Source organism: Streptomyces sp. YS415, from assembly GCF_023544665.1.
GTDB lineage: Bacteria > Actinomycetota > Actinomycetes > Streptomycetales > Streptomycetaceae > Streptomyces.
Genome location: NZ_JAMJFL010000008.1, coordinates 206,759 through 230,115, shown reverse-complemented (window position 1 = coordinate 230,115; position 23,357 = coordinate 206,759). Strand labels below are relative to the sequence as shown.

The 23,357-nt window shown below is 71.7% G+C and carries 20 protein-coding genes; 7 read left to right on the top strand and 13 right to left on the bottom strand.

All coding sequences use genetic code 11. The annotated features are described in order from the left end of the window. Window positions 1-7 precede the first annotated feature (7 nt). Both M8H82_RS13115 and M8H82_RS13110 read right to left on the bottom strand, forming a co-directional pair. Window positions 8-1,351 carry an MFS transporter gene (locus tag M8H82_RS13115; protein ID WP_250073354.1) on the bottom strand — a complete coding sequence of 448 codons (1,344 nt, stop codon included), beginning with the start codon at window positions 1,349-1,351 and terminating at the stop codon, window positions 8-10. Beyond that, entirely contained in the window at window positions 1,348-1,926 is a 579-nt protein-coding gene (locus M8H82_RS13110; protein ID WP_250073353.1) for a TetR/AcrR family transcriptional regulator, read from the bottom strand. The genes M8H82_RS13115 and M8H82_RS13110 overlap by 4 nt, the downstream gene beginning before the upstream one ends. A gap of 83 nt (window positions 1,927-2,009) precedes the next feature. Between M8H82_RS13110 and M8H82_RS13105 the strand changes: the two genes are divergently transcribed. Beyond that, window positions 2,010-2,450 (top strand): TIGR03618 family F420-dependent PPOX class oxidoreductase, encoded by a 441-nt coding sequence (locus M8H82_RS13105; RefSeq protein ID WP_250073352.1) that lies wholly within the window; start codon window positions 2,010-2,012, stop codon window positions 2,448-2,450. A 6-nt stretch (window positions 2,451-2,456) separates the two neighbouring features. Here the strand turns inward: M8H82_RS13105 and M8H82_RS13100 are convergent, their stop codons facing one another. Further along, on the bottom strand, window positions 2,457-3,632 hold the full coding sequence (locus M8H82_RS13100) for an MFS transporter (protein WP_250073351.1): 1,176 nt from the start codon (window positions 3,630-3,632) through the stop codon (window positions 2,457-2,459). A 162-nt stretch (window positions 3,633-3,794) separates the two neighbouring features. Between M8H82_RS13100 and M8H82_RS13095 the strand changes: the two genes are divergently transcribed. Continuing rightward, window positions 3,795-4,205: a VOC family protein gene (locus M8H82_RS13095; protein WP_250073350.1), complete on the top strand. Its 411-nt coding sequence runs from the start codon at window positions 3,795-3,797 to the stop codon at window positions 4,203-4,205. A gap of 50 nt (window positions 4,206-4,255) precedes the next feature. On the opposite strand, the gene M8H82_RS13090 is transcribed toward M8H82_RS13095, so the two are convergent. Together M8H82_RS13090 and M8H82_RS13085 are read right to left on the bottom strand one after the other, a co-directional pair. Further along, window positions 4,256-5,602 (bottom strand): MFS transporter, encoded by a 1,347-nt coding sequence (locus tag M8H82_RS13090; RefSeq protein ID WP_250073349.1) that lies wholly within the window; start codon window positions 5,600-5,602, stop codon window positions 4,256-4,258. Window positions 5,603-5,780: 178 nt separating this feature from the next. Continuing rightward, window positions 5,781-6,446, bottom strand: a complete 666-nt coding sequence (locus M8H82_RS13085) for a TetR/AcrR family transcriptional regulator (RefSeq protein ID WP_250073348.1) — start codon at window positions 6,444-6,446, stop codon at window positions 5,781-5,783. 127 nt (window positions 6,447-6,573) lie between these two features. Here M8H82_RS13085 and M8H82_RS13080 point away from each other — a divergent pair, with 127 nt between their 5' ends. Together M8H82_RS13080 and M8H82_RS13075 are read left to right on the top strand one after the other, a co-directional pair. Next, window positions 6,574-7,449, top strand: coding sequence for a shikimate dehydrogenase (locus M8H82_RS13080; RefSeq protein WP_250073346.1), 876 nt, complete (start codon window positions 6,574-6,576; stop codon window positions 7,447-7,449). 49 nt (window positions 7,450-7,498) lie between these two features. Beyond that, the gene (locus tag M8H82_RS13075) at window positions 7,499-9,283 is read left to right on the top strand and encodes a sugar phosphate isomerase/epimerase and 4-hydroxyphenylpyruvate domain-containing protein (RefSeq protein ID WP_250073344.1); all 1,785 of its coding nucleotides are present in this window, start codon (window positions 7,499-7,501) and stop codon (window positions 9,281-9,283) included. Here the strand turns inward: M8H82_RS13075 and M8H82_RS13070 are convergent. Genes M8H82_RS13070 through tkt form a run of 8 tightly spaced genes read right to left on the bottom strand, consistent with a single transcriptional unit; the run spans window position 9,270 to window position 19,558 of the window. Further along, entirely contained in the window at window positions 9,270-10,712 is a 1,443-nt protein-coding gene (locus M8H82_RS13070) for a membrane-associated oxidoreductase (protein ID WP_250073343.1), read from the bottom strand. The two genes, M8H82_RS13075 and M8H82_RS13070, sit on opposite strands and share 14 nt — an antisense overlap. Window positions 10,713-10,753: 41 nt before the next feature. After that, complete coding sequence (locus M8H82_RS13065; protein ID WP_250073341.1) at window positions 10,754-11,341, bottom strand: histidine phosphatase family protein; 588 nt, start codon at window positions 11,339-11,341, stop codon at window positions 10,754-10,756. 8 nt (window positions 11,342-11,349) lie between these two features. After that, window positions 11,350-12,228 (bottom strand): phosphogluconate dehydrogenase (NAD(+)-dependent, decarboxylating), encoded by an 879-nt coding sequence (gene gnd / locus M8H82_RS13060; protein ID WP_250073419.1) that lies wholly within the window; start codon window positions 12,226-12,228, stop codon window positions 11,350-11,352. A 10-nt stretch (window positions 12,229-12,238) separates the two neighbouring features. Next, window positions 12,239-13,885 carry a glucose-6-phosphate isomerase gene (pgi, locus tag M8H82_RS13055; protein WP_250073340.1) on the bottom strand — a complete coding sequence of 549 codons (1,647 nt, stop codon included), beginning with the start codon at window positions 13,883-13,885 and terminating at the stop codon, window positions 12,239-12,241. Next, window positions 13,878-14,813 (bottom strand): glucose-6-phosphate dehydrogenase assembly protein OpcA, encoded by a 936-nt coding sequence (opcA, locus tag M8H82_RS13050; protein ID WP_250073339.1) that lies wholly within the window; start codon window positions 14,811-14,813, stop codon window positions 13,878-13,880. Before opcA ends, pgi begins: the two co-directional genes overlap by 8 nt. Further along, window positions 14,810-16,339, bottom strand: a complete 1,530-nt coding sequence (zwf, locus tag M8H82_RS13045) for a glucose-6-phosphate dehydrogenase (RefSeq protein WP_250073338.1) — start codon at window positions 16,337-16,339, stop codon at window positions 14,810-14,812. The genes opcA and zwf overlap by 4 nt, the downstream gene beginning before the upstream one ends. Next, window positions 16,336-17,463 carry a transaldolase gene (gene tal, locus M8H82_RS13040; RefSeq protein WP_250073337.1) on the bottom strand — a complete coding sequence of 376 codons (1,128 nt, stop codon included), beginning with the start codon at window positions 17,461-17,463 and terminating at the stop codon, window positions 16,336-16,338. The genes zwf and tal overlap by 4 nt, the downstream gene beginning before the upstream one ends. Before the next feature lie 19 nt (window positions 17,464-17,482). Beyond that, window positions 17,483-19,558: a transketolase gene (gene tkt / locus M8H82_RS13035; protein WP_250073336.1), complete on the bottom strand. Its 2,076-nt coding sequence runs from the start codon at window positions 19,556-19,558 to the stop codon at window positions 17,483-17,485. Between the two features lie 146 nt (window positions 19,559-19,704). Between tkt and M8H82_RS13030 the strand changes: the two genes are divergently transcribed. The 3 genes from M8H82_RS13030 (at window position 19,705) to M8H82_RS13020 (ending at window position 23,305) form a co-directional block, all read left to right on the top strand. Continuing rightward, window positions 19,705-20,598, top strand: coding sequence for an AraC family transcriptional regulator (locus M8H82_RS13030; protein WP_250073334.1), 894 nt, complete (start codon window positions 19,705-19,707; stop codon window positions 20,596-20,598). Between the two features lie 141 nt (window positions 20,599-20,739). Beyond that, window positions 20,740-21,648, top strand: a complete 909-nt coding sequence (locus M8H82_RS13025) for an AraC family transcriptional regulator (RefSeq protein WP_250073333.1) — start codon at window positions 20,740-20,742, stop codon at window positions 21,646-21,648. A 175-nt stretch (window positions 21,649-21,823) separates the two neighbouring features. After that, window positions 21,824-23,305, top strand: coding sequence for a vanadium-dependent haloperoxidase (locus M8H82_RS13020; RefSeq protein WP_250073332.1), 1,482 nt, complete (start codon window positions 21,824-21,826; stop codon window positions 23,303-23,305). The last annotated feature ends 52 nt before the right edge of the window (window positions 23,306-23,357 follow it).

Here is a 23,357-nt window from a genome sequence, read left to right as displayed (position 1 = left end):
CGCGATCTCATCGTCGCGCAGGAACAGGTGTGCGGTCCTGTGGATCGCTGTGCTCGCCATCGGCCGAGGTCAAACGTCCTGGCAGCGCACAGCCCGCCACGATCCCGGCCGCCGCGACCGCGGCGAGGACGGTCAGCGCCCGGTGCGCGTCGTCTTCCATGAGTACGGCGGCCAGGGCCACTCCCAGTACCGGCCCGACGTTCATCGCGGTCTGCTGCAGCCCTCCCGCCACCCCGGCGGACCGGAGGGGCGCCGCCCGTACGACGACATGCGTGGCGGCCACCATCACCGTGCCGAACCCGGCCCCGAGCAGGGCGAAACCAGCGCACAGGCCCAGCGTGTCCGGGGCACGGGCCACCAGCAGGATCCCCGAGGCGAGTACGGCGAGCGCGGCCACGGTGGTACGGCGGGCTCCGGCCCGGCGCAGCAGCACCGCGCAACAAGGGGCGGCGGCCACCATCAGCACCGCGAGCGGCAGACAGCGCAGCGCGCTCTGCATCGGGTCGAGGCCGAGGGTGTCCTGGAGGAGGTAGGTGCCGACGAACAGGGTGCCGGACAGGGCGGCCGAGGCGGCCACCAGGACGGCGAGCGCGGCACCGACGGCTCGGGTGCCGACGACGTCCGGTGGCAGCAGCGGGCTCGGGGTACGACGCTCGTGGCGCACGAAGAGGGCTCCGGTGATCGCCGCCGCCAGGAGGGCGGGCGTCTGGTGCGGCAGCGCGACCATGGCGTGCACCAGACCGGCCAGCGTCACGGCGAGGAGGAGGGCGCCGGGCAGGTCGAGGGGGACCGGAGCGGTGGGCTGCGGGAGGCGTGCGGCGAGGGCGAGTGCTCCGAACACCAGGGTCGGCAGCACGTTCAGCAGGAACACCGCCCGCCAGCCGGGCCCGGCCACCAGCGCCCCGCCCACGAGCGGACCGGCGGCGGCCGCCACGCCGATCGCCGCGGTGCGTACGGCGATCGGCGTCCGCAGCCGGTCCGGCGGGTAGGCGGCGCGCAGCATGCCGAGCGTGGCCGGTTGCAGCAGCGCGCCGAAGACGCCCTGCACGATCCTGAGACCGATCACCCAGCCGATGCCGGGCGCGAGAGCGATGCCCGCGGACGCGGCACCGAATCCGAGCATGCCCACGGCGAACAGCCGTCGGTGCCCGAACCGGTCGCCGAGCCGTCCGCCGAGCACCAACAGGCTCGCCACGACCACGAGATAGCCGGTGCTGGTCCACTGGACCTGCGCGTGGGACGCGCCCAGGTCGTGCTGGAGAGCGGGCTGCGCGAGGGTGAGGACGGTGCCGTCCAGGGCGACGATCACTGCGCCGGCCACGCTCGCGGCGAGGGTGAGACGCGGGTTCACTCTCCGGCCGGACCGAGGTAGACCTCCAGCACCGAGTCCACCATGCGGCCGAAGTCATCGGTGCCGACGGCGAGTTGCAGACTCCCCCAGCCCCACAGCTGGCCCACGCCGTGCAGGTTCGCCCACAGGGCGCCGCCGACGATCCGGGCGTCGACATCGGGCCGGACCCGGCCGACCAGTTCCACCAGCCGTCCGAACAACGGAAGACTGTGATCGCGCAGCCCCAAGTAGCCGCTGTTCAACAGGTCGTGGCGGAACATCAGCTCGTACATGCCGGGGTTGTCCACCGCGAACCGGAGATAGGCGTCCGCCAGCGCGGCCAACCGGTCCCGCGGACCGCCGGGGTGCTCGTCGACGGCCCCCGCCGCCCGGTCCGCCAGGTCGGCGAAGCCGCGGCGCGCGATGGCCGACAGCAGCTCCAGATGGGTGGGGAAGTGACGGCGTGGGGCGCCGTGCGAAACGCCCGCCCGGCGGGCGATCTCCCGCAGGGTGAGCGCCTGAACTCCCTCTTCGGCGACCAACTCCACGCCGACGTCGACCAGTCGGTCCCGCAGCCCTGCCTCGGATTCCTTCATGTGCCGGGTTGTATCAGCCATCCGTAGACACTGTCTACTCCGGGTGCGGGAATGTCCGGCGCTGCCCGCCCGGTTACCCGGTCATGACTTCTGACCGGACCGAAGAGGCCTTGCTGCCCTTGCTCTCCGAGGGGGACGGCGGTGTGCTGGTGACCCTCAAGCGCGACGGCCGCCCCCAGCTGTCGAACGTCGTCCACGCCTACGACCCGGACGAGCGGGTCATCCGGGTCTCGCTCACGGACGACCGCGCCAAGACCCGTAATCTGCGCCGGGATCCACGGGCGTCGTACCACGTGACCAGCCCCGACCGCTGGGCGTACACCGTCGCCGAGGGCACCGCCGACCTCACCCCCGTCGCCGAGGACCCGTACGACGAGACGGTCGAGGAACTCGTCCGGCTGTACCGGGACGTGCAGGGCGAACACCCCGACTGGGACGACTTCCGCGCCGCGATGGTCCGGGACCGCCGGCTCGTGCTGCGGCTGAGGGTGGACCGGGTCTACGGAATCCCGAAGCGCGGCTGAGCCCGGCTACCCGCGGAACCCGTGCTCGCGCGCGCTCCACACCACCGCGAGCACGGGCACCAGCAGCGCCAGCACGCTCCACGGGAACGCGGCCGCCCCGAACAGACCGAGCAGCACCCCGCCGACCACCCCGCCCCCGGCCATCGCCGCGTTCCACAGGGTGACCAGCATCGCCTGCGCCGCGTCCGCCTGTGCGCCGCCCGCGTCGGCCACGGCGGTCTGGAGCAGCGTGGGAGCTCCGCCCCAGCCCAGACCCCACAGCGCCGCGGCGGCGTACACCAGGAGCGGCTGGTCCGCGAACCCCGCCAGCACGGCGGCGGCCGCCCCGACCAGGACGACGCTCGCCAGGGTCAGCGCGCGCAGCCGCCGGTCGATGCGGGCGCCGACGATCCAGATGCCCAGCAGCGAGGTGCCGCCGAACACCAGCAGCACCAGGTCGGTCGATCCGCCCATGCCGTACCGGTCCAGGAAGGTGGCGATGTAGGCGTACAGGACGGTGTGCGCGAGCACGAACACCGAGGTGACGAAGAGGACGGGGACGACACCGGGGAGGGCGAGCGCCGCGCGCACGGGGACTCGGGCGCCGCGGTCCTGACCGGGCCGGTCCGGGACCAGCAGGGCGATCCAGCCGAGCAGTGCGACGGTGACGGCGGTCATCAGCGCGAACGCCGTACGCCAGCCGAACGCGTTGCCGAGGTACGTGCCCGCGGGCACCCCGGCCGAGAGCGCGAGCGGAACGCCCGCCATGACGACGGCGACCGCCCTGCCCTGCACGGCCGGCGGCACCAGCCGCCGGGCGTATCCGGCCAGCAGCGCCCAGGCCAGGCCCGCCGCCACGCCCGCGACGAAACGGGCCGCCATGGTCAGCGGGTAGTTCGCCGAGACGGCCGTGACGGTGTTGGCCAGGGCGAACCCCGCCATCGCCGCCAGGAGCAGCCGCTTGCGCCGCCAGTGCGCGGTGGCCGCGGACAGGGGGATCGCGGTCAGGGCGGTACCGATGGCGTAGACGGTCACGGCCTGGCCCGCCGCGGACTCGCTCACCGCGAGATCCGCGCTCATCGCGGGCAGCAGCCCCGCCGGGAGGGTCTCGGTGAGGCTGGTGACGAAGACGGCGGTGGCCAGGGCGAGCAGGGCCGGAAGGGGAAGGGCGGCGGGCGGGCGGAGTTCCTGGGCGGTGGTCATGGTGGGAGGGTCGGGCCTGACACCGGTGTCAGGTTCAAGGGCCGCCGGGCGCTTCCCGGGAGGGACCTGGGCCGCTGGGTGCAGGGCGGACGGCCGATGGTCCTGCCGGGAGCGGGCTGCCTAGGCTGCCGGAGGGATCAGGCAGCCAGGAGAAGAGGACCCATGCCCGTCGACGGCCGCAGTCACATCCGTATCGCCCGCCCTTCCCGTGACTTGGCCGCCGCCGAGCGCTTCTGGGCCGACGGGCTGGGGCTGGGCGTCGTCTGGCGGGCGGAGGCCGGGTCCGGACCCGGCGAGCACGATCTGCTGATGCTCGGTCGGCCCGACGCCGACTGGCACCTCGAACTCGTCCACGAGCCCGCCCGGCCCGTCGAGCCCAGACCCACCGAGGAGGACCTGCTGGTGATCTACCTCGACGGACCGGTCCCCGAGGATCTCGTCGCGCGGCTGGAGGAGTGCGGCGGCAAGCGGGTCCCCTCGCCGAATCCGTACTGGAACCGGTGGGGTGTCACGGTCGAGGACCCGGACGGCTACCGGCTCGTCCTCTGCGAGCGCGGCTGGTCCAACGCATGACCCCCGAACCCCGGAGCCGCGAGGGCGGCCGGGGTTCGGGGGACGTCGGCTCAGGCGGTCACGGTCTCCCGTTCGGCCGCCTTCTCGGGTGCCCGCTCGCCGAGCCGCTCCGTCGGGACCTTGTGGGTCTCGCGCGCCGTGAGTGCGGCGATGACCGGCGGGAGGCACAGGGCCGCCGTGAACAGGCCGACCGCCGACCAGTCGTCGCCGTCCGGGCCCGCGATCTGCGCGGCGAAGGTCACCGCGAAACCGGCGACCGCGAAGCCGATCTGGGTGCCGATGGCCATGCCGGACAGCCGGACCCGGGTCGTGAACATCTCGCCGTAGAAGGACGGCCAGACACCGTTCGCGGCGCTGTAGACGACACCGAAGGTCACGATGCCGAGGAGCAGGGTCAGCGGGTAGTTGCCCGTCGAGATCGTCCACAGGTAGAGGAACATCATCACCGCGCTGCCGGCCGCGCCGGTCAGGAACACCGGGCGGCGGCCGATGCGGTCCGAGAGCGTGGCCCACAGGGGGATCGCGGCGAGCGCGACGAGGTTCGCCAGCGCGCCCACCCACAGCATCGAGGAGCGGCTCATGCCGACCGAGTCGCTCGTCGCGTACGCCAGCGCCCACACCGTGAAGATCGTGCTCACCGAGGCGACCAGCGCGCCGGCCACCACCCGCAGCACATCCGCCCAGTGCTCGCGCATCAGCACCAGCAGCGGCAGCTTGACCACGCCGTCCGTCGCCGCCTGCTGGGCGAAGGCCGGTGTCTCGTCCAGCTTGCGGCGGATGACATAGCCGACCACGGCGACCGCGATGCTCATCCAGAACGGCACCCGCCAGCCCCACGACAGCAGGTGCTCCTCGGGGAGCGCGGCGATCGGGATGAAGACGAGGGTGGCGAGCAGCTGGCCGCCCTGGGTGCCGCTGAGGGTGAAGCTGGTGAAGAAGCCGCGCCGGTTGGGTGGCGCGTGTTCCAGCGTCATCGAGTTCGCGCTGGCCTGCTCGCCGGCCGCGGAGATGCCCTGGAGGACCCGGCACAGCACCAGCAGCACCGGGGCGAGCGTGCCGACCTGGTCCCGGGTGGGCAGACAGCCGATCAGGAAGGTCGACACCCCCATGAGGATCAGTGTGAAGACCATGATCTTCTTACGGCCGAGGCGGTCGCCGTAGTGGCCGAGGAAGAGCGCGCCGACCGGGCGGGCGGCGTACGCGACACCGAAGGTGGCCAGCGACAGCAGGGTCGCGGTGGCCGGGTCGGACTCGTCGAAGAAGACCTCGGGGAAGATCAGTGCGGCCGCGCTGCCGTAGATGAAGAAGTCGTAGTACTCCAGCGCGCTGCCTATCCATGCGGCGGTCGCGGCTTTCTTCGGCTGCCCGGGCGGGGCGGCGGGGGTGGGGACGGACACGGCGGCTCCTTTGAGGAAACTCCAACGTAAGGGGAGTGAGCGGCGGGGAGAGAGGGGCCGGATCTACGGCTAATTAACCCACTGGATAGTTAGTCCCGGTGGGAAGGGATGTTGCGCCCGCGTGTCCCGCCTGTCAAGGGGTCGTGCCGTAGGTGCTTGCGCCGCGCCCGGTCCGCGCTCAGCCCGCGGCGCGCTCCGCCGTGAGGTACGCGATCACCATGTCGCCGAGCATGGTCCGGTAGTGCTCGCGCTGGGCCGGGTCCACCAGGTCGCGGCCGAACAGGGCGCCGAAGGTGTGCCGGTTGGCGACCCGGAAGAAGCAGAAGGAGCTGATCATCGCGTGCAGGTCCACGGCGTCGACGTCGGCCGTGAACAGGCCGGACTCCTGGCCCGCCGCGAGGATGCGGCGGATCACGTCCAGTGCCGGTGAGCCGATCCGGCCCAGCTTCTCGGAGCCGGCGATGTGCTCGGCGCCGTGGATGTTCTCGATGCTGACCAGGCGGATGAAGTCGGGATGCGCCTCGTGGTGGTCGAAGGTCACCTCCGCCAGCCGCCGGATCGCCGCCACCGGGTCCAGATGCTCGACGTCGAGCTGCTGCTCGGCCTCCCGGATCACGCCGTACGCCCGCTCCAGCACGGCTGTGAACAGCTGGTCCTTGCCGCCGAAGTAGTAGTAGATCATCCGCTTCGTGGTCCGCGTGCGGGCGGCGATCTCGTCGACGCGGGCGCCGTCGTAGCCGGCGCGCGCGAACTCCTGGGTCGCCACGTCGAGGATCTCGGCCTGGGTGCGGGCGGCGTCACGGATGCGTCCGCCGCGCCGTGCCTCTTCGTCGACGCTGGTCATCGGGTTCCTTCGGGCGAGGGACAGGTGTCGCGATTGTAAGAGCTCGGCCCGGACCACTTCCTCCGACCGGGGGAGGAGTGCTATGACTAACGTACTAGTTCGTACATTAGTTGCCTGGAGGTCCGCGGTGCCCAAGGACTCGTATCTCGTCGGACTGATCGGTTCCGGTATCGGGCCCTCCCTCAGCCCCGCCCTCCACGAGCGCGAGGCCGACCGGCAGGGCCTGCGGTATCTGTACCGGCTGATCGACCTCGACGTCCTCGGCGCACCGCCCGAGCGGGTCGGCGACCTGGTACGGGCCGCCCGCGAACTCGGCTACGACGGGCTCAACATCACCCACCCGTGCAAGCAGCTCGTCATCGAGCACCTCGACGCGCTGTCCCCGCAGGCCCAGGCGCTCGGCGCGGTCAACACGGTGGTCTTCGAGGGCGGCCGGGCCGTCGGCCACAACACCGACGTCACCGGCTTCGCCGCGTCCTTCGCGCGCGGACTGCCCGACGCCCCGCTGGAGCGGGTCGTCCAGCTCGGCGCGGGCGGCGCGGGAGCGGCCGTGGCGCATGCCACCCTCACCCTCGGCGCCGAGCGCGTGACCGTCGTGGACGCGCTGCCCGAGCGGGCGGCCGATCTCGCCGGCGCCCTGAACCGGCACTTCGGCGAGGGCCGCGCCGGCAGCGCGACGCCCGACCGGCTCGCCGGGCTCCTCGGCGCGGCCGACGGCATCGTGCACGCCACGCCCACCGGCATGGCCGCCCACCCCGGGCTGCCCTTCCCCGCCGACCTGCTGCACCCCGGGCTGTGGGTCGCCGAAGTGGTCTACCGCCCGCTGGAGACCGAACTGCTGCGCGCCGCCCGGGCGCTGGGCTGCGCCACCCTCGACGGCGGCGGCATGGCCGTCTTCCAGGCCGTGGACGCGTTCCGCCTGTTCACCGGGCGGGAGCCCGACAGCGGCCGCATGCTCGCCGAGTTCGCCGAGCTGACCGACGCCGTGACCGCCCCCCAGTAGGCCGGCCCCCCGACAGGCCCCCGAGTCCCGCGTGAAGAGAGGTACCGACGTGCGTACGTCCATCGCCACCGTCTCCCTGAGCGGATCCCTCACCGAGAAGCTCACGGCCGCGGCCCGGGCCGGCTTCGACGGCGTCGAGATCTTCGAGAACGATCTGCTGGCCAGCGCCCTGACCCCCGAGGAGATCCGCGCCCGCTGCGCGGACCTGGGTCTGACCATCGACCTGTACCAGCCGATGCGGGACATCGAGGCCGTGCCCGAGGACGTCTTCGCCCGCAATCTGCGCCGGGCCCGGCACAAGTTCGAGCTGATGCGCCGGCTCGGCGCCGACACGGTGTTGGTCTGCTCCAGCGTCGCCCCGGACGCGGTCGACGACGACGCGCTCGCCGCGGCGCAGCTGAGCCGCCTGGCCGACCTGGCCGAAGGGTTCGGCATCCGGGTCGCCTACGAGGCGCTGGCCTGGGGCCGTCACGTCAGTACCTACGACCACGCCTGGCACATCGTCGAGCAGGCCGGGCACCCGGCGCTGGGGACCTGCCTGGACAGCTTCCACATCCTCTCCCGGGGCTCCGACCCGAAGGGCATCGAGGACATCCCCGGCGAGAAGATCTTCTTCCTGCAACTGGCCGACGCCCCGTTGCTCGGCATGGACGTCCTGCAGTGGAGCCGCCACCACCGCTGCTTCCCCGGCCAGGGCGGCTTCGACGTCACCGGGCTCGTCCGGCACGTGCTGCGCACCGGGTACGACGGACCGCTCTCGCTGGAGGTCTTCAACGACGTCTTCCGGCAGGCCGAGGCGGGCCCCACCGCCGTGGACGGCCGGCGCTCCCTGCTCCTCCTCCAGGAGTCGGTGGGCGTGGCCGCCCCACCCGCACCCGTCGTCCCCTCCGGGATCGCCTTCGCCGAACTCCACACCCCCGACGCCGAACCGGTCTCCGCCGTCCTGGCCGCCCTGGGCTTCGCCCGCAGCGCACGTCACCGCAGCAAGCCGGTCGACCTCTGGCAGCAGGGCGAGGCGCGGATCCTGGTCAACACCGGCGGCGCCGCCCGCCGGGAGAGCGTCCGCCTCGCCGCCGTCGGCCTGCGGTCCCCCGATCCCGCGGGCGCCGCCCGCCGCGCCGAGGCCCTGCTCGCCCCGGTCCTGCCCCGCCGCCGCGCCCCCGAGGACGCGGTCCTGGACGCGGTGGCGGCCCCCGACGGCACCGAGCTGTTCTTCTGCGGCCCGCGGTCCGGCTGGCGGGGCGACTTCGAGGACGTGCCGCACACCCCCGCGGCCACCGCCGTGACCGGCGTCGACCACCTCGCGCTCACCCAGCCCTGGCACCACTTCGACGAGGCGGTCCTCTTCCACCGCGCCGTCCTCGGCCTGCACGCCCAGCCCAGCGTGGACGTCGCCGACCCCTACGGACTGCTGCGCAGCCGCGCCGTCACCACCACCGACGGCAGTGTGCGGATCGCGCTGACCGTGGGCGCGGCGCCGGGCGACGACACGGTGCACGCCCAGCACATCGCGCTGGCCACGGACGACGTCGTCGCGGCGGCGCGCCGCTTCCGCGCGGCGGGCGGGCGGCTGCTGCCGGTCCCCGCGAACTACCACGACGACCTGGCGGCCCGTTTCGACCTCGCCGAGGGCGAGCTGGAGACCTGCCGCGACCTGGGCATCCTCTACGACCGCGACGCCGGCGGCGTCTTCCGGCACTGCTACACGCAGACCGTGGGCCGCGTCTTCTTCGAACTCGTGCAGCGGGATCCCGGCTACCGGGGCTACGGCGCCCAGAACGCGCCGGTGCGGCTGGCCGCGCAGCACGCCGTCCGGGCGGTCACTGGCGGCTGACGGTGCGGGTGACGCCGGCCAGGATCGTCGTGGCGAGGACCCAGCCCGCCAGGACCAGGACGTAGGACAGCCACTGGGACCAGCCCTGCGGCGCGTAGGCCGCCTCCTGGCCGAAGGAGATGACCGGGACCAGCAGGTCCAGGGCGAAGAACACCGGGTTGAAGTCGGGCGCCTCGGCCGGTTTGAGGGCGGGCGGCCGGTGCAGGGCGAAGGCGACCGAGCCGACGGCGAGCAGGGACAGCAGCCAGCCGAAGGCGCGCAGCGGGCGGAAGCCGTAGCCGACGGCCATGTCCTGGACGTGGCCCCACAGCCGGCCGTACCAGGGCAGGGTCGTGCGGTGGCGGCGCTGCTTGGCGAGCTGGACGAGCCGGGCGGCGTGGTCGTCGCCGCTGCGCCGGTAGGCGGCGGTCAACTGCTCGTAGCCGTGCGGGTCGTAGGTGCTGCCGTCGCGGGCCAGCATCGGCAGCCGCCGCCGCACGGGCTCGTGCGGGGTGAGGAAGGTGTAGGTGAGGTCCAGGATCCGTACCTCGTCCGGCAGCATCTCCGGCTCCAGGTCGAGCTGTTCGATCTGGGCGCGGCGCAGATTGAGCCGTCCCACGATCTGCGGGCCCTCGCGCAGCCAGAGTTCGCCGATGACGACGCTGCTGGCGCGCAGTGCGGTGTTGCCCGGGTTGGACAGGGTCGTCCGCAGCAGATCGAGGCGCCCGGGTATGCGGGCGCCGCGCAGATCGATCCGCCCCTCGGCGCGCAGCCGCCGCCCGAGCACGTTGGCGCCGACGTCCAGCGACTCGGCGTCCAGCGCGGTGCCGCCGGGGTGGCTCAGCCGGGCGTCCTCCAGGTTGACCGAACCGGCGACCCGGGCGCCGCTGAGCCGGATCGCGCCCTCGGTGCGCAGTCCCGGCGCGCACAGCTCGTCCTCGACGGTGATCTGGTTGAGCCGCAGGACGGGCCGCTCAGGGTCGGCGGCCGTGAGTTCCGCGCGCTCAAGGAACAGTGCTCCGGCGATCTGCGCGCCGCCCAGGTGGACCGGGCCGCCGAACCGGCAGCCGGTGAGCCGCAGGCTGCCGTCCACCCGGACGCGGGCCCCCGACAGACCGGGCAGCACGGATTCGCTGAGGTTGAGATAGCCCAGTTGGGCGCCGGACAGATCGGGGGCGCTGTCGAAGTGGCAGTGGCTCAGCCGGACGACGCTGTCGACGGTCGCGTACCGCAGGTCCAGTACGCCCGTGACGTGCGCGCCCGCGACCTTGACCGCGGCGATCTCGCCGGGCTCGCGCGGCCCGTTGAGCAGCAGCGCCCGCAACACCCGCGCCCGGACCGTGCGTTCGGGGCCCCGCTCGTCGCCGTCCGTGCGGAAGTCGACTTCCGTGCCCGTGGCGAAGGCCCGCCAGACGCGCTGTTCGGCCGGTGTCAGATCGTTGATCTCCATCAGCCGCGACTCTGGCGGGCCTCCTGGGCGGTGTCAAACCCCTATGCCCGTACGTTCCATTCCGCGATGACCGGCCGCCCGTGCTCCGTGGACAGCCGGCTCATCGTGCCGGTGGCCAACTGGAACAGCCGTCCCTCCGCGGGCGGGAGACCCAGTCGCCGTGCCGTCAGCACGCGCAGGAAGTGGGCGTGGGCGACGAGCACCACGTCCCCGTCCGGGAGCGCCTCGGCCACGCGGGCCAGCACCCGGTCGGCCCGCCGCCCCACCTCCGCCGGGGACTCGCCGGGGTGTCCGGGAGGGCCGGGCGGGACGCCGTCCGTCCACAGGTACCAGTCCGGACGCGTGCGGTGGATGTCGGCCGTCGTCACGCCCTCGTAGCCGCCGTAGTCCCACTCGTGCAGGTCGTCGCAGGGCAATGCCCCCAGGACGCCCCCGAGTTCGGCGGTGCGCCGGGCCCGGCCCAGGGGGCTGGTCAGCGCGAGCGAGAAGGTCCGCGACGACAGGAGCGGAGCGAGCGACTTGGCCTGTTCCTCGCCGTGCTCGGTGAGGGGCAGGTCGGTCCAGCTGGTGTGCTGTCCCGACACGCTCCACTCCGTCTCGCCGTGCCGGACCAGCAGCAGATCCCCCACGGCCGGGCCTACTTCGCGGACTCGACGGCGTGGCCGCCGAACTGGTTGCGCAGCGCCGCGATCATCTTCATCTGCGGGGAGTCCTCCTGGCGGGAGGCGAACCGGGCGAACAGGGACGCGGTGATCGCGGGCAGCGGCACGGCGTTGTCGATGGCCGCCTCGACGGTCCAGCGGCCCTCGCCGGAGTCCTGTGCGTAGCCGCGCAGCTTCTCCAGGTGCTCGTCCTCGTCGAGGGCGTTGACCGCGAGGTCCAGCAGCCAGGAGCGGATGACGGTGCCCTCCTGCCAGGAGCGGAAGACCTCCCGCACATCGGTGACGGAGTCGACGCTCTCCAGCAGCTCCCAGCCCTCGGCGTAGGCCTGCATCATCGCGTACTCGATGCCGTTGTGGACCATCTTCGCGAAGTGCCCGGCACCGACCTTGCCCGCGTGGACGTAGCCGTACGGTCCGTCCGGCTTCAGCGCGTCGAAGACCGGCTGGACCTTCGCCACGTGCTCGGCGTCGCCGCCGACCATCAGGGCGTAGCCGTTCTCCAGGCCCCAGACACCGCCGGAGACACCGGCGTCGACGAAGCCGATGCCCTTCTCGCCGAGTTCACGGGCGTGCTTCTCGTCGTCCGTCCAGCGGGAGTTGCCGCCGTCCACCACGATGTCGCCGGGGGACAGGAGCTGCCCCAGTTCGTCCACGACGGCCTGGGTGACGGGCCCGGCCGGGACCATCACCCAGACCACGCGCGGTCCTTCGAGACTGTCGACCAGTTCGGCGAGGGAGCCGACGTCGGTGAGGTCCGGGTTGCGGTCGTAGCCGATGACGGTGTGGCCGGCGCGGCGGATCCGCTCGCGCATGTTGCCGCCCATCTTGCCGAGGCCGATGAGACCGAGCTGCATCGAGGTCATGTCAGTGCACTTCCTTCAGTTCACGGTAGGCGGCCACGAGGGCAGCGGTGGAGGAGTCGAGGCCGGGGACGTCGGCGCCTTCGGTGAGGGCGGGTTCGACGCGCTTGGCGAGGACCTTGCCGAGTTCGACGCCCCACTGGTCGAAGGAGTCGATGTTCCACACGGCGCCCTGGACGAACACCTTGTGCTCGTAGAGGGCGATCAGCTGGCCGAGCACCGACGGGGTCAGCTCACGGGCGAGGATCGTGGTCGTCGGGTGGTTGCCGCGGAAGGTGCGGTGCGGCACCTGCTCCTCGGCCGTGCCCTCCGCGCGGACCTCCTCGGCGGTCTTGCCGAAGGCGAGCGCCTGCCCCTGCGCGAACAGGTTGGCCATCAACAGGTCGTGCTGCGCCTTGAGTTCGTCGCTCAGTTCGCCGACCGGACGGGCGAAGCCGATGAAGTCGGCGGGGACGATCTTGGTGCCCTGGTGGATCAGCTGGTAGTAGGCGTGCTGTCCGTTGGTGCCGGGAGTGCCCCACACCACGGGCCCGGTCTGCCAGTCCACGGGGTTCCCGTCGCGGTCCACCGACTTGCCGTTGGACTCCATGTCGAGCTGCTGGAGGTAGGCGGTGAACCGGGACAGGTAGTGGCTGTAGGGCAGCACCGCGTGCGACTGGGCGCCGAAGAAGTTGCCGTACCAGATGCCCAGCAGACCGAGGAGCAGCGGGGCGTTGGCCTCGGCGGGGGCGGTGCGGAAGTGGTCGTCGACGATGCGGAAGCCGTCCAGCAGCTCCCGGAAGTTGCCGGGGCCGATGGCGATCATCAGGGACAGGCCGATCGCGGAGTCGAACGAGTAGCGTCCGCCGACCCAGTCCCAGAACTCGAACATGTTGTCCGGGTCGATACCGAACCCGGTGACCTTCTCCGCGTTCGTCGACAGGGCGACGAAGTGCCGGGCGACGGCCTTCTCCTCGCCGCCGAGCCCGGCCAGCAGCCAGGAGCGGGCCGAGGTGGCGTTGGTGATCGTCTCGATGGTGGTGAAGGTCTTCGAGGCGACGATGAACAGCGTCTCCGCCGGGTCCAGGTCGCGCACGGCCTCGTGCAGGTCGGCGCCGTCGACGTTGGAGACGAAACGGAAGGTCAACTCCCGTTCCGTGAACGGCCGCAGCACCTCGTACGCCATCGCCGGGCCGAGGTCGGAGCCGCCGATGCCGATGTTGACGACGTTGCGGATGCGCTTGCCGGTGTGTCCGGTCCAGGCGCCGGAGCGGACGCGGTCGGCGAAGTCGCTCATCCGGTCCAGGACGGCGTGCACGCCCGGGACGACGTTCTCCCCGTCGACCTCGATCACCGCGTCCCGGGGGGCGCGCAGCGCGGTGTGCAGCACCGCCCGGTCCTCGGTGACGTTGATCTTCTCACCGCGGAACATGGCGTCGCGCAGCCCGAACACATCGGTGGCGACGGCCAGTTCCTGGAGCAGGGCGAGCGTCTCGTCGGTGATCAGGTGCTTGGAGTAGTCGATGCGCAGATCGCCCACCCGGACCACGTAGCGGTCCGCGCGCTCGGGGTCCGCGGCGAACAGGTCCCGCAGATGGGCGTGCCACTCGGCGCGGTGGTCCTCCAGGGCGGTCCACTGGGGCCGCCGGGTGAGCCTCGGGGAGTCAGACATGGGAGGGGGTCTCCTTGCCCGCCTCGCCCCGCAGGGCGACGGCGTACATCTCGTCGGCGTCGAGGCGCCTGAGCTCCTCGGCGATGAGTTCGGAGGTGGTGCGGACCTTCAGCGCGAGGGTGCGCGAGGGCTGGCCGGGCAGGGTGAGCGTGGCCAGCGGGCCCTCGGGGCGGTCGATGACGATGTCGCCGTTCGCGGTGCCGAGGCGTACGGCGGTGACCACGGGCCCCGCGGTGACGACCCGGTCGATCGTCACCTGCAGCCGCGCCTCGAGCCAGCGCGCGAGGAGTTCCGCGGCCGGGTTGTCGGCCTCGGCCTCCACGGCCCCCGAGAGGATCGGCACCCGGGCCTGGTCCAGGGCCGCGGCCAGCATCGAGCGCCACGGGGTGAGCCGGGTCCAGGCGAGGTCGGTGTCGCCGGGCGCGTAGGAGCGCATCCGGGTCTCCAGGACCTCGAAGGGGTTCTCCACCGCGTACAGGTCGGTGATCCGGCGCTGGGCCAGTGCGCCCAGCGGGTCCTTGGCGGGGTTGTCCGGCGCCTCCACCGGCCACCACACGACCACCGGGGCGTCCGGCAGCAGCAGCGGCAGCACGACCGAGTCGGCGTGCTCGGACACCTCGCCGTAGGTGCGCAGGATCACGGTCTCGCCGGTACCCGCGTCGGCGCCCACCCGGACCTCGGCGTCGAGCCGGGAGGCGGTGCGGTCGCGCGGGGTGCGGGCGTGCCGCTTGATGACGACCAGGGTGCGCGAGGGGTGCTCGTGCGAGGCCTCCTCGGCCGCCTTGATCGCGTCGTAGGCGTTCTCCTCGTCCGTGACGATCACCATCGTCAGGACCATGCCCACGGCGGGGGTGCCGATGGCGCGGCGGCCCTTCACAAGGGCCTTGTTGATCTTGCTTGCCGTGGTGTCGGTCAGGTCGATCTTCATGGCCTGCGCCAGCTCCGTCCGTCTCGTGCGAGCATCTCGTCGGCTTCCTTGGGTCCCCAGCTGCCCGAGGCGTACTGCGCCGGCTTGCCGTGCCGCGCCCAGTACTCCTCGATGGGGTCGAGGATCTTCCAGGACTCTTCCACTTCCTGGTGCCGGGGGAACAAATTGGCGTCGCCGAGCAGGACGTCCAGGATGAGGCGCTCGTACGCCTCCGGGCTGGACTCGGTGAACGACTCGCCGTAGGCGAAGTCCATCGTCACGTCCCGGATCTCCATGGAGGTGCCGGGCACCTTGGAGCCGAAGCGGACGGTGATCCCCTCGTCGGGCTGGACGCGGATCACGATCGCGTTCTTGCCCAGTTCCTCGGTGGCGGTGCGGTCGAAGGGGGAGTGCGGCGCCTGCTGGAAGACCACCGCGATCTCGGTGACCCGGCGGCCGAGGCGCTTTCCGGTGCGCAGGTAGAAGGGGACGCCCGCCCAGCGGCGGTTGTCGACCTGGAGTTTGATCGCGGCGTACGTGTCCGTCGTGGAGGCCGGGTCGATGCCGTCCTCCTGGAGGTAGCCGCGGACCTTCTCACCGCCCTGCCAGGCGGGCGCGTACTGCGCGCGCACGGTGTGCCGGCCCAGGTCCTCCGGCAGCTTCACGGCCCTGAGGACCTTCAGCTTCTCCGTCAGCAGCGCATCGGCGTCGAAGGCGGCGGGCTCCTCCATCGCGGTGAGCGCCATCAGCTGGAGCAGGTGGTTCTGGATGACGTCACGGGCGGCGCCGATGCCGTCGTAGTAGCCCGCCCGGCCGCCGATGCCGATGTCCTCGGCCATCGTGATCTGCACATGGTCCACGAAGGACCGGTTCCAGATCGGCTCGAACATCTGGTTGGCGAAGCGCAGCGCCAGGATGTTCTGGACGGTCTCCTTGCCCAGGTAGTGGTCGATCCGGAAGACCTGCTCCGGGTCGAACACGTCGTGCACGATCGCGTTCAGCTCACGGGCGCTGCCCAGGTCGTGGCCGAACGGCTTCTCGATGACCGCCCGGCGCCACGAGCCCTCCGGCGCGTCGGCGAGGCCGTGCTTCTTCAGCTGCTGGACGACCTTGGGGAAGAACTTCGGCGGCACCGAGAGGTAGAAGGCATAGTTGCCGCTGGTGCCCCGGGAGGCGTCCAACTCGTCGACGGCGGAGCGCAGTTGCTTGAACGCCTGGTCGTCGTCGAAGTCGCCCGGGATGAACCGCATGCCCTCGGCGAGCTGCTGCCAGACCTCCTCGCGGAAGGGGGTGCGGGAGTGCTCGCGGACGGCGTCGTGCACGACCTGCGCGAAGTCCTGGTTCTCCCAGTCCCGGCGGGCGAACCCGACGAGGGAGAAGCCGGGCGGCAGCAGACCGCGGTTGGCGAGGTCGTAGACGGCGGGCATCAGCTTCTTGCGGGACAGGTCACCGGTCACGCCGAAGATGACGAGGCCGGAGGGGCCGGCGATCCGCGGGAGGCGCCGGTCGTCGGCGTCGCGCAGCGGGTTGGTCCAGTCGGTGGTCATTCCGCGTCCACTCCCTTGCTGTCCAGGGACTTGGCGACCGCGTCCAGCAGTTCCTGCCAGGCGGCCTCGAACTTGGCGACGCCCTCGTCCTCCAGCTTGGTGACGACCTCGTCGTAGGAGATGCCGAGGCGTTCCACGGCCGCCAGGTCGGCACGCGCCCGGGCATAGCCGCCGGTGACGGTGTCGCCGGTGATGTCGCCGTGGTCGGCGGTGGCGTTCAGGGTGCCCTCCGGCATGGTGTTGACCGTGCCGGGCGCGACGAGCTCGTCGACGTAGAGGGTGTCCTTGTACGCCGGGTCCTTCACGCCGGTCGACGCCCACAGCGGGCGCTGCCGGTTGGCCCGTGCACGCTCCGACTTCGCCCAGCGGTCGGAGGAGAAGACCTCCTCGTAGGCCTGGTAGGCGAGGCGGGCGTTGGCGAGGGCCGCCCTGCCCTTCAGGGCGAGCGCCTCGTCGGTGCCGAGGACGGTCAGCCGCTTGTCGATCTCACCGTCGACCCGGGAGACGAAGAAGGAGGCGACGGAGTGGATGGCCGACAGGTCCAGGCCCCGCTCGGCGGCCTTCTCCAGGCCCAGCAGGTAGGCGTCCATGACCTCGCGGTAGCGCTCCAGCGAGAAGATCAGCGTGACGTTGACGCTGATGCCCTCGGCGAGGACCGCGGCGATGGCCGGCAGTCCCGCCCTGGTCGCCGGGATCTTGATCATGACGTTGGGGCGGTCGACCAGCCAGGCGAGCTGTCTGGCCTCGGCGACGGTGGCCGCCGTGTCGTGGGCGAAGCGGGGGTCGACCTCGATGGAGACCCAGCCGTCCCGGCCGCCGGTCCCGTCGTGCACCGGGCGCAGGACGTCGGCGGCGGCGCGCACATCGGCGGTCGTCATCATCCGTACGGCCTCGTCGACCGTGACCCCGCGGACGGCGAGGTCGGCGAGCTGCTCCTCATATCCCTCGCCCGAGCCGATGGCCGCCTGGAAGATGGACGGGTTGGTGGTGACGCCCACCACGTGCTTCGTGGCGACGAGTTCGGCGAGGTTGCCGGAGGCGATCCGCTTGCGGGACAGGTCGTCCAACCAGATGGAGACGCCCTCGTCGGAGAGGCGCTTGAGTGCTGCGGTCACTGTGATCATCTTCTTTCTGGCGGTCGGATCAACCACGCGCGGCGGCGAGGGATTCCCTGGCTGCGGCGGCGACGTTCTCGGCGGTGAAGCCGTACTCGGCGAACAGGGTCCGGGCGTCGGCGGAGGCGCCGAAGTGTTCGAGGGAGACAATGCGTCCTGCGTCACCCACGAACCGGTACCACGTCAGACCGATCCCCGCCTCGACGGCGACACGCGCTCGCACGGACGGGGGAACGACGGCCTCGCGGTACGCGCGCGGCTGCTGCTCGAACCACTCCACGGACGGCATCGACACCACGCGGGTGCCGATCCCCTCGGCCTCCAGCTGCTCGCGCGCGGCGACGGCGAGCTGCACCTCGGAGCCGGTGGCGATCAGGACGACGTCCGGCGTCCCGGTCGAGGACTCGCGCAGGACGTAACCGCCCTTGGCCGCGTCCTCGTTGCGCTCGTAGGTCGGCACGCCCTGGCGGGTCAGCGCGAGTCCGTGCGGGGCCGGGTCGGTGGCGTGCCGGCGCAGGATCTCCGCCCAGGCGACGGCGGTCTCGTTGGCGTCGGCGGGCCGCACGAGGTTCAGGCCCGGGATGGCGCGCAGCGAGGCCAGGTGCTCGACCGGCTGGTGGGTGGGGCCGTCCTCGCCGAGGCCGATGGAGTCGTGCGTCCACACATAGGTGACCGGGAGCTGCATCAGCGCGGACATCCGGACGGCGTTGCGCATGTAGTCGGAGAACACCAGGAAGGTGCCGCCGTAGATGCGGGTGTTGCCGTGCAGGGCGATGCCGTTCATCTCCGCGGCCATGGAGAACTCGCGGATGCCGAAGTGGACGGTACGGCCGTAGGGGTCGGCCTCCGGCAGCGGGTTGCCCTCGGGCAGGAAGGAGCTGCCCTTGTCGATGGTGGTGTTGTTGGAGCCGGCCAGGTCGGCGGAGCCGCCCCACAGCTCGGGGAGGACCGCGCCGAGCGCCTGGAGGACCTTGCCGGAGGCGGCCCGGGTGGCGACGGACTTCCCGGGCTCGAACACCGGGACGGAGGCCTCCCAGCCCTCGGGGAGCTGACCGGCGACGACCCGGTCGAAGAGCTGCGCGCGCTCGGGCTGGGCGCCGCGCCACTTGTCGATCCGCTTGTCCCAGGCGGCGTGCGCCTCGGCGCCCCGGTCCAGGGCGCGGCGGCTGTGCGCCAGCACCTCGTCGGCGACCTCGAAGGTGCGGGCGGGGTCGAAGCCGAGCAGCCGCTTGGTGGCGGCGATCTCGTCCTCGCCGAGCGCGGAGCCGTGGGAGGCCTCGGTGTCGCGGGCGTTCGGGGCGGGCCAGGCGATGATCGTGCGCATGGCGATGATCGAGGGGCGCCCCGTCTCGGCCCGGGCGGCCTGCAGCGCCGCGTACAGGGCGTGCACGTCGACGTCGCCGTCCTCGGTGGGCGCGATGCGCTGGGTGTGCCAGCCGTAGGCCTCGTACCGCTTCAGCACGTCCTCGGAGAACGCGGTGGCGGTGTCGCCCTCGATGGAGATGTGGTTGTCGTCGTAGACGAGGACCAGGTTGCCGAGCCTCTGGTGGCCGGCCAGCGAGGAGGCCTCGGCGGAGACGCCCTCCTCGAGGTCGCCGTCGGAGACGATCGCCCAGATGGTGTGGTCGAACGGCGACTCGCCCGCGGGGGCCTCGGGATCGAACAGGCCGCGCTCGTAGCGGGCGGCCATCGCCATCCCGACGGCGTTCGCGAGGCCCTGGCCGAGCGGTCCCGTGGTGGTCTCCACGCCCGCGGTGTGGCCGTACTCCGGGTGACCCGGGGTCTTCGAACCCTGGGTGCGGAAGGCCTTGAGGTCGTCCAGCTCCAGTTCGTACCCGGCGAGGAAGAGCTGCGTGTAGAGGGTCAGCGAGGTGTGGCCGGGGGAGAGGACGAAGCGGTCCCGGCCGGTCCACTCGGGATCGGCGGGGTCATGCCGCATCACCTTCTGAAAGATCGTGTACGCGGCGGGCGCGAGGCTCATCGCGGTGCCGGGGTGGCCGTTGCCGACCTTCTGCACGGCGTCCGCCGCCAGCAGGCGCGCGGTGTCGACGGCACGCCGGTCGAGTTCGGTCCATTCGAAGCGGTCCGGTGTCTGCGTGCTCATCTTCAAGAACTCCTCGCAGGGAGGGGGGTTTCTGCTCTGACGCGTTCAAAAGTAAAAGTCTGACTTTTTCCAGGGAAGGTCGCCGTGTGTCAGCCTGTGGTGAAAGTGGGACACCGGGCGCTTGATCGAGGCGGTACGAGCAGGATATGGCGGACGAAACGGTGCAAGGCGGCGTCGAGGACGGGATCAGAACCTTCCCCTTCCCGGTCGACCGGAGTGTGCTCGGCGTCGGCATGCAGGTCGGCCCGATGCGCCCCGACCGCAGCTGGCACGCCGATGTGCCGCTGGAACGGGTGCACCGCATCGACTTCCATGTCGTGATGCTCTTCGGTGCGGGACCCGTCCGGCACATGGTCGACTTCACCGAGTACGAGGCGGGCCCCGGCGATCTGCTCTGGATCCGCCCGGGGCAGATCCACCGCTTCTCGCCGACGAGCGAGTACCGGGGAACCGTCCTCACCATGCAACCCGGCTTTCTGCCCCGGGCGACGGTGGAGGCGACCGGCCTCTACCGCTACGACCTGCCGCCCCTGCTCCACCCCGACGAGCCGCAGCGCAGCGCCCTCCAGGCGGCGCTCGACCAGCTGCGCCGCGAGTACAAGGACACGGCGACGCTGCCCCTCAGCCTGCACACGGCGGTCCTGCGCCACTCCCTCTCGGCGTTCCTGCTGCGCCTGGCGCACCTCGCGGCCAGCTCCCAGGACGCGGCCCGCCGCGACGCCGGCTCGGCCTTCACCCTCTTCCGGGACGCGGTGGAACGCGGCTTCGCCACGAACCACAGCGTGAGCGCGTACGCCGATCAGCTCGGCTACTCGCGGCGCACTCTGGTGCGGGCGGTACGGGCAGCGACGGGCGAGACGCCGAAGGGCTTCATCGACAAGCGGGTGGTCCTGGAGGCCAAGCGGCTGCTGGCGCACACGGACCTGCCGATCGGGCGGGTCGGGGTGGCGGTGGGCTTCCCGGACGCGGCGAACTTCTCCAAGTTCTTCCACCAGCACACGGACATGACTCCGGCGGTGTTCCGGGCGGAGCTGCGGTAGGGGGCGAGGGAGGCAGGAGCGTGCGGCCATGGCCTGGACGTACCCCCGCCCTCGGCCTTCATTTCGACACACCGGTCTCCGCCTTGATTTCGACACACCGGTCCGGGAACGCTACGTCGAGGGTGACGGTGGGGGAGGGCCATGGTGGTGGGAGTGGTGCGTCGTCTCGCGGATCCGGACGGTGCGTGGGAGGTCGTCGAGGCGTTACCGCACCGACGACTGCGGCCAGGGGTGCGTTCGTACCGGGGTACACGGCTCGAGAACGGGCTGCCCCGGCGCCGGCTGGAAGTCCCGGGCGCCTGGGTGACGGTGATGCTGGGCTTCTCCGAAGCCGTACGGCTCACTCCCGTCGGGCACACCGGGCCACCGATCGCCCTCACCTCCCTCGTGTCCGGGCTGCAGACCCGAGCGGCAGTCGGTGAGCATGACGGTCATCTCGCCACTCTGGAAGTGGTGTTGGCGCCCTGGACGGCGTTCCGTCTGCTGGGTGTCCCGATGGGCGAACTCGCCGGGCGGCATCTCCGGCTCGACGACGTGGTGGGGGCCCGGGCCCACCGGCTGGGCGAGGCGCTGACGGCGTTGCCGTCCTGGCGCCGGCGCTTCGCGCTCCTCGACGCCGCTCTGGTCGACGCGCTCGCAGGTGCACGGCCGCATGCGCCGCGTGTCGAGTGGGCCTGGCGGCGCATCGCACGGAATGCGGGAGCGGTGTCGATACCCCGGCTGGCGGCCGAAGTCGGTTGGAGCACCCGCCAGTTGGAGAAGCGGTTCCAGGAACAGATCGGGCTCACTCCGAAGGCGGTGGCCCGCGTCGCTCGCCTCGGCCGGGCGCTGCGTCTCCTCACCGACGGGTATCCACCGGCGCACGTGGCAGCGGTCTGCGGCTACTACGACCAGCCCCACCTCAACCTCGACTTCCGGACGATGACCGGCTCGAAGCCGCGCGCGTTTCTCGCCGCCCGCCAGTCCCCGGTCACCGGCCTCCCGATGGCCGACCGCTTCGCCGGTGAGATCACCAGCGCCCCCATGGCGCACCTCGCCGTGTCCGCGTGACCGGACAGTGGCATGGGGGCGAGGGCCGTGAAGCATACGGATGGCCAGTGGGCGGATTCTTCCAAGACCTCTCAACTCGCTGACCGGAACGATCAGATGCGGAGCCGGTGCCGACGCCGGTGACCCGTGGGCCGCCTCGGCCGTACCAGGCGGTCCCAGTTCGGGAGGGGTGGGCATGACCAGTTCGGAACATGGACCGGAAGCGGACGGGAGACGTCGTCGCCGCGGAGCGCGCGGGCTGCGCACGCGCCTGATGGCCTCGGTGATCGTCCTCGCGGCCACGGGCACCGTTCTCGGCGCGTCCCCGCAGCCCGCGGTGGCCGCACTGCCACCGCAGACGATCGCCGACCCGGTGATCTACTGGAACGACGTCCTGCTCGAACTCATCCGCCGTGAGGACAGATCCTCGCCGGGCCGGATGGCCAGAGCGGCCGCGATGCTGAATGCCGCCATGTACGACGCGGAGAGCTCGTACCGGCTGCGGTGGAAGGGCGGTTACGACTACGCGCCGTACCTCCAGGCCGACAGGTACTGGGCCATCAGCGAGGGGCCGGACGAGGAGGAGCGGGTGATCGGCCGCACGGCGTACAACGTGCTGCTCGAGATCTTCGGCCGGGATCCGCAGCAGCCGGACCTGCCGCTGTACCTCGACAACAAGTTCCGGGACCGGTTCGGTTCGGAGCCGACGGGCGAGGACATCCTCGACCACAGCATCGTCAGCCATGTGGTGAACCGGATGCTCACCGCACGCACAGGCGACCGATCCGACAACGAGCGCGCCTACACCGCCGACAACAAGCCCGGCGCTTGGCGCCACACCAGCTACCCGGACATGCCCGACGCCAAGTGCGACGAGGACAGCGAGGCCGTCGACCCCAACTGGGGGCTGGTCACGCCGTTCACGCTGACCTCGGGATCCCAGTTCCGGCCGACCACTCCGGGAACGTACGGCACGTACGAGAAGCTGCTGGCCAGTGACGAGTACAAGAAGCAGGTCGAAGCCGTACGCACCCTCGGCGCGGACGGCCCCACTGCCAGGACTCCCGAGGAGCAGATCACCCGCACCACCGAGCAGGAAGCCGCCGCCTGGTTCTGGGCCAACGACCTGGACGGCACGTACAAGCCGCCGGGTCAGCTGATCCAGGCCACCCGGCATGTCGCGGAGGCCCGCAGGCTCAGCACGTACCAGAACGCCCGGCTGTTCACCCTCGTCTCGCTCGCCCTCGCCGATGCCGGGATCGCGGTGCGGGACGTGAAGTACCAGACCTCCATCGATCTGTGGCGCCCCGTCTCCGCCATCCGTGAGTCGGGCATCGACCCCGACTGGAAGCCGCTGCTGAAGAACCTGGACGGTGTGAACGTCAGTCCCTGCTTCCCCGCGTGGGCTTCCGGCCATGCCACGTTCGGCTCGGCGTGGGCCACGGTGATGGCGCGGTACTTCGGCACCGACAACATCACGTTCACGATGACCACGGAGGACCGGCAGTCCCCCGTCCGGCAGCGCACCTTCACCAGCTTCAGCCAGGCGGCGACCGAGAACGCCAACAGCCGCGTCTGGCTCGGCGTGCACTTCCCCTGGGACGCCACCGACGGAATCGAACTGGGCAAGGACGTCGGCAACTACGTCTTCGACAACGAACTGCGCAGCGTCCGCTGACGTGAACCGAGGCGTGGTCCGTGCGGTCGACGCCGGACGGACCACGTCGAGT

Coding starts and splice junctions, on each gene's coding strand:
- pgi (WP_250073340.1), bottom strand. CDS start 13,885: ATGTCTGACTCCCCGAGGCTCACCCGGCGGCCCCAGTGGACCGCCCTG.
- opcA (WP_250073339.1), bottom strand. CDS start 14,813: ATGAAGATCGACCTGACCGACACCACGGCAAGCAAGATCAACAAGGCC.
- M8H82_RS13110 (WP_250073353.1), bottom strand. CDS start 1,926: ATGAAGGAATCCGAGGCAGGGCTGCGGGACCGACTGGTCGACGTCGGC.
- M8H82_RS13030 (WP_250073334.1), top strand. CDS start 19,705: ATGGCGGACGAAACGGTGCAAGGCGGCGTCGAGGACGGGATCAGAACC.
- M8H82_RS13070 (WP_250073343.1), bottom strand. CDS start 10,712: ATGGAGATCAACGATCTGACACCGGCCGAACAGCGCGTCTGGCGGGCC.
- tkt (WP_250073336.1), bottom strand. CDS start 19,558: ATGAGCACGCAGACACCGGACCGCTTCGAATGGACCGAACTCGACCGG.
- M8H82_RS13085 (WP_250073348.1), bottom strand. CDS start 6,446: ATGACCAGCGTCGACGAAGAGGCACGGCGCGGCGGACGCATCCGTGAC.
- gnd (WP_250073419.1), bottom strand. CDS start 12,228: ATGCAGCTCGGTCTCATCGGCCTCGGCAAGATGGGCGGCAACATGCGC.
- M8H82_RS13100 (WP_250073351.1), bottom strand. CDS start 3,632: ATGACCACCGCCCAGGAACTCCGCCCGCCCGCCGCCCTTCCCCTTCCG.
- M8H82_RS13105 (WP_250073352.1), top strand. CDS start 2,010: ATGACTTCTGACCGGACCGAAGAGGCCTTGCTGCCCTTGCTCTCCGAG.
- tal (WP_250073337.1), bottom strand. CDS start 17,463: ATGATCACAGTGACCGCAGCACTCAAGCGCCTCTCCGACGAGGGCGTC.
- M8H82_RS13020 (WP_250073332.1), top strand. CDS start 21,824: ATGACCAGTTCGGAACATGGACCGGAAGCGGACGGGAGACGTCGTCGC.
- M8H82_RS13025 (WP_250073333.1), top strand. CDS start 20,740: ATGGTGGTGGGAGTGGTGCGTCGTCTCGCGGATCCGGACGGTGCGTGG.
- zwf (WP_250073338.1), bottom strand. CDS start 16,339: ATGACCACCGACTGGACCAACCCGCTGCGCGACGCCGACGACCGGCGC.
- M8H82_RS13095 (WP_250073350.1), top strand. CDS start 3,795: ATGCCCGTCGACGGCCGCAGTCACATCCGTATCGCCCGCCCTTCCCGT.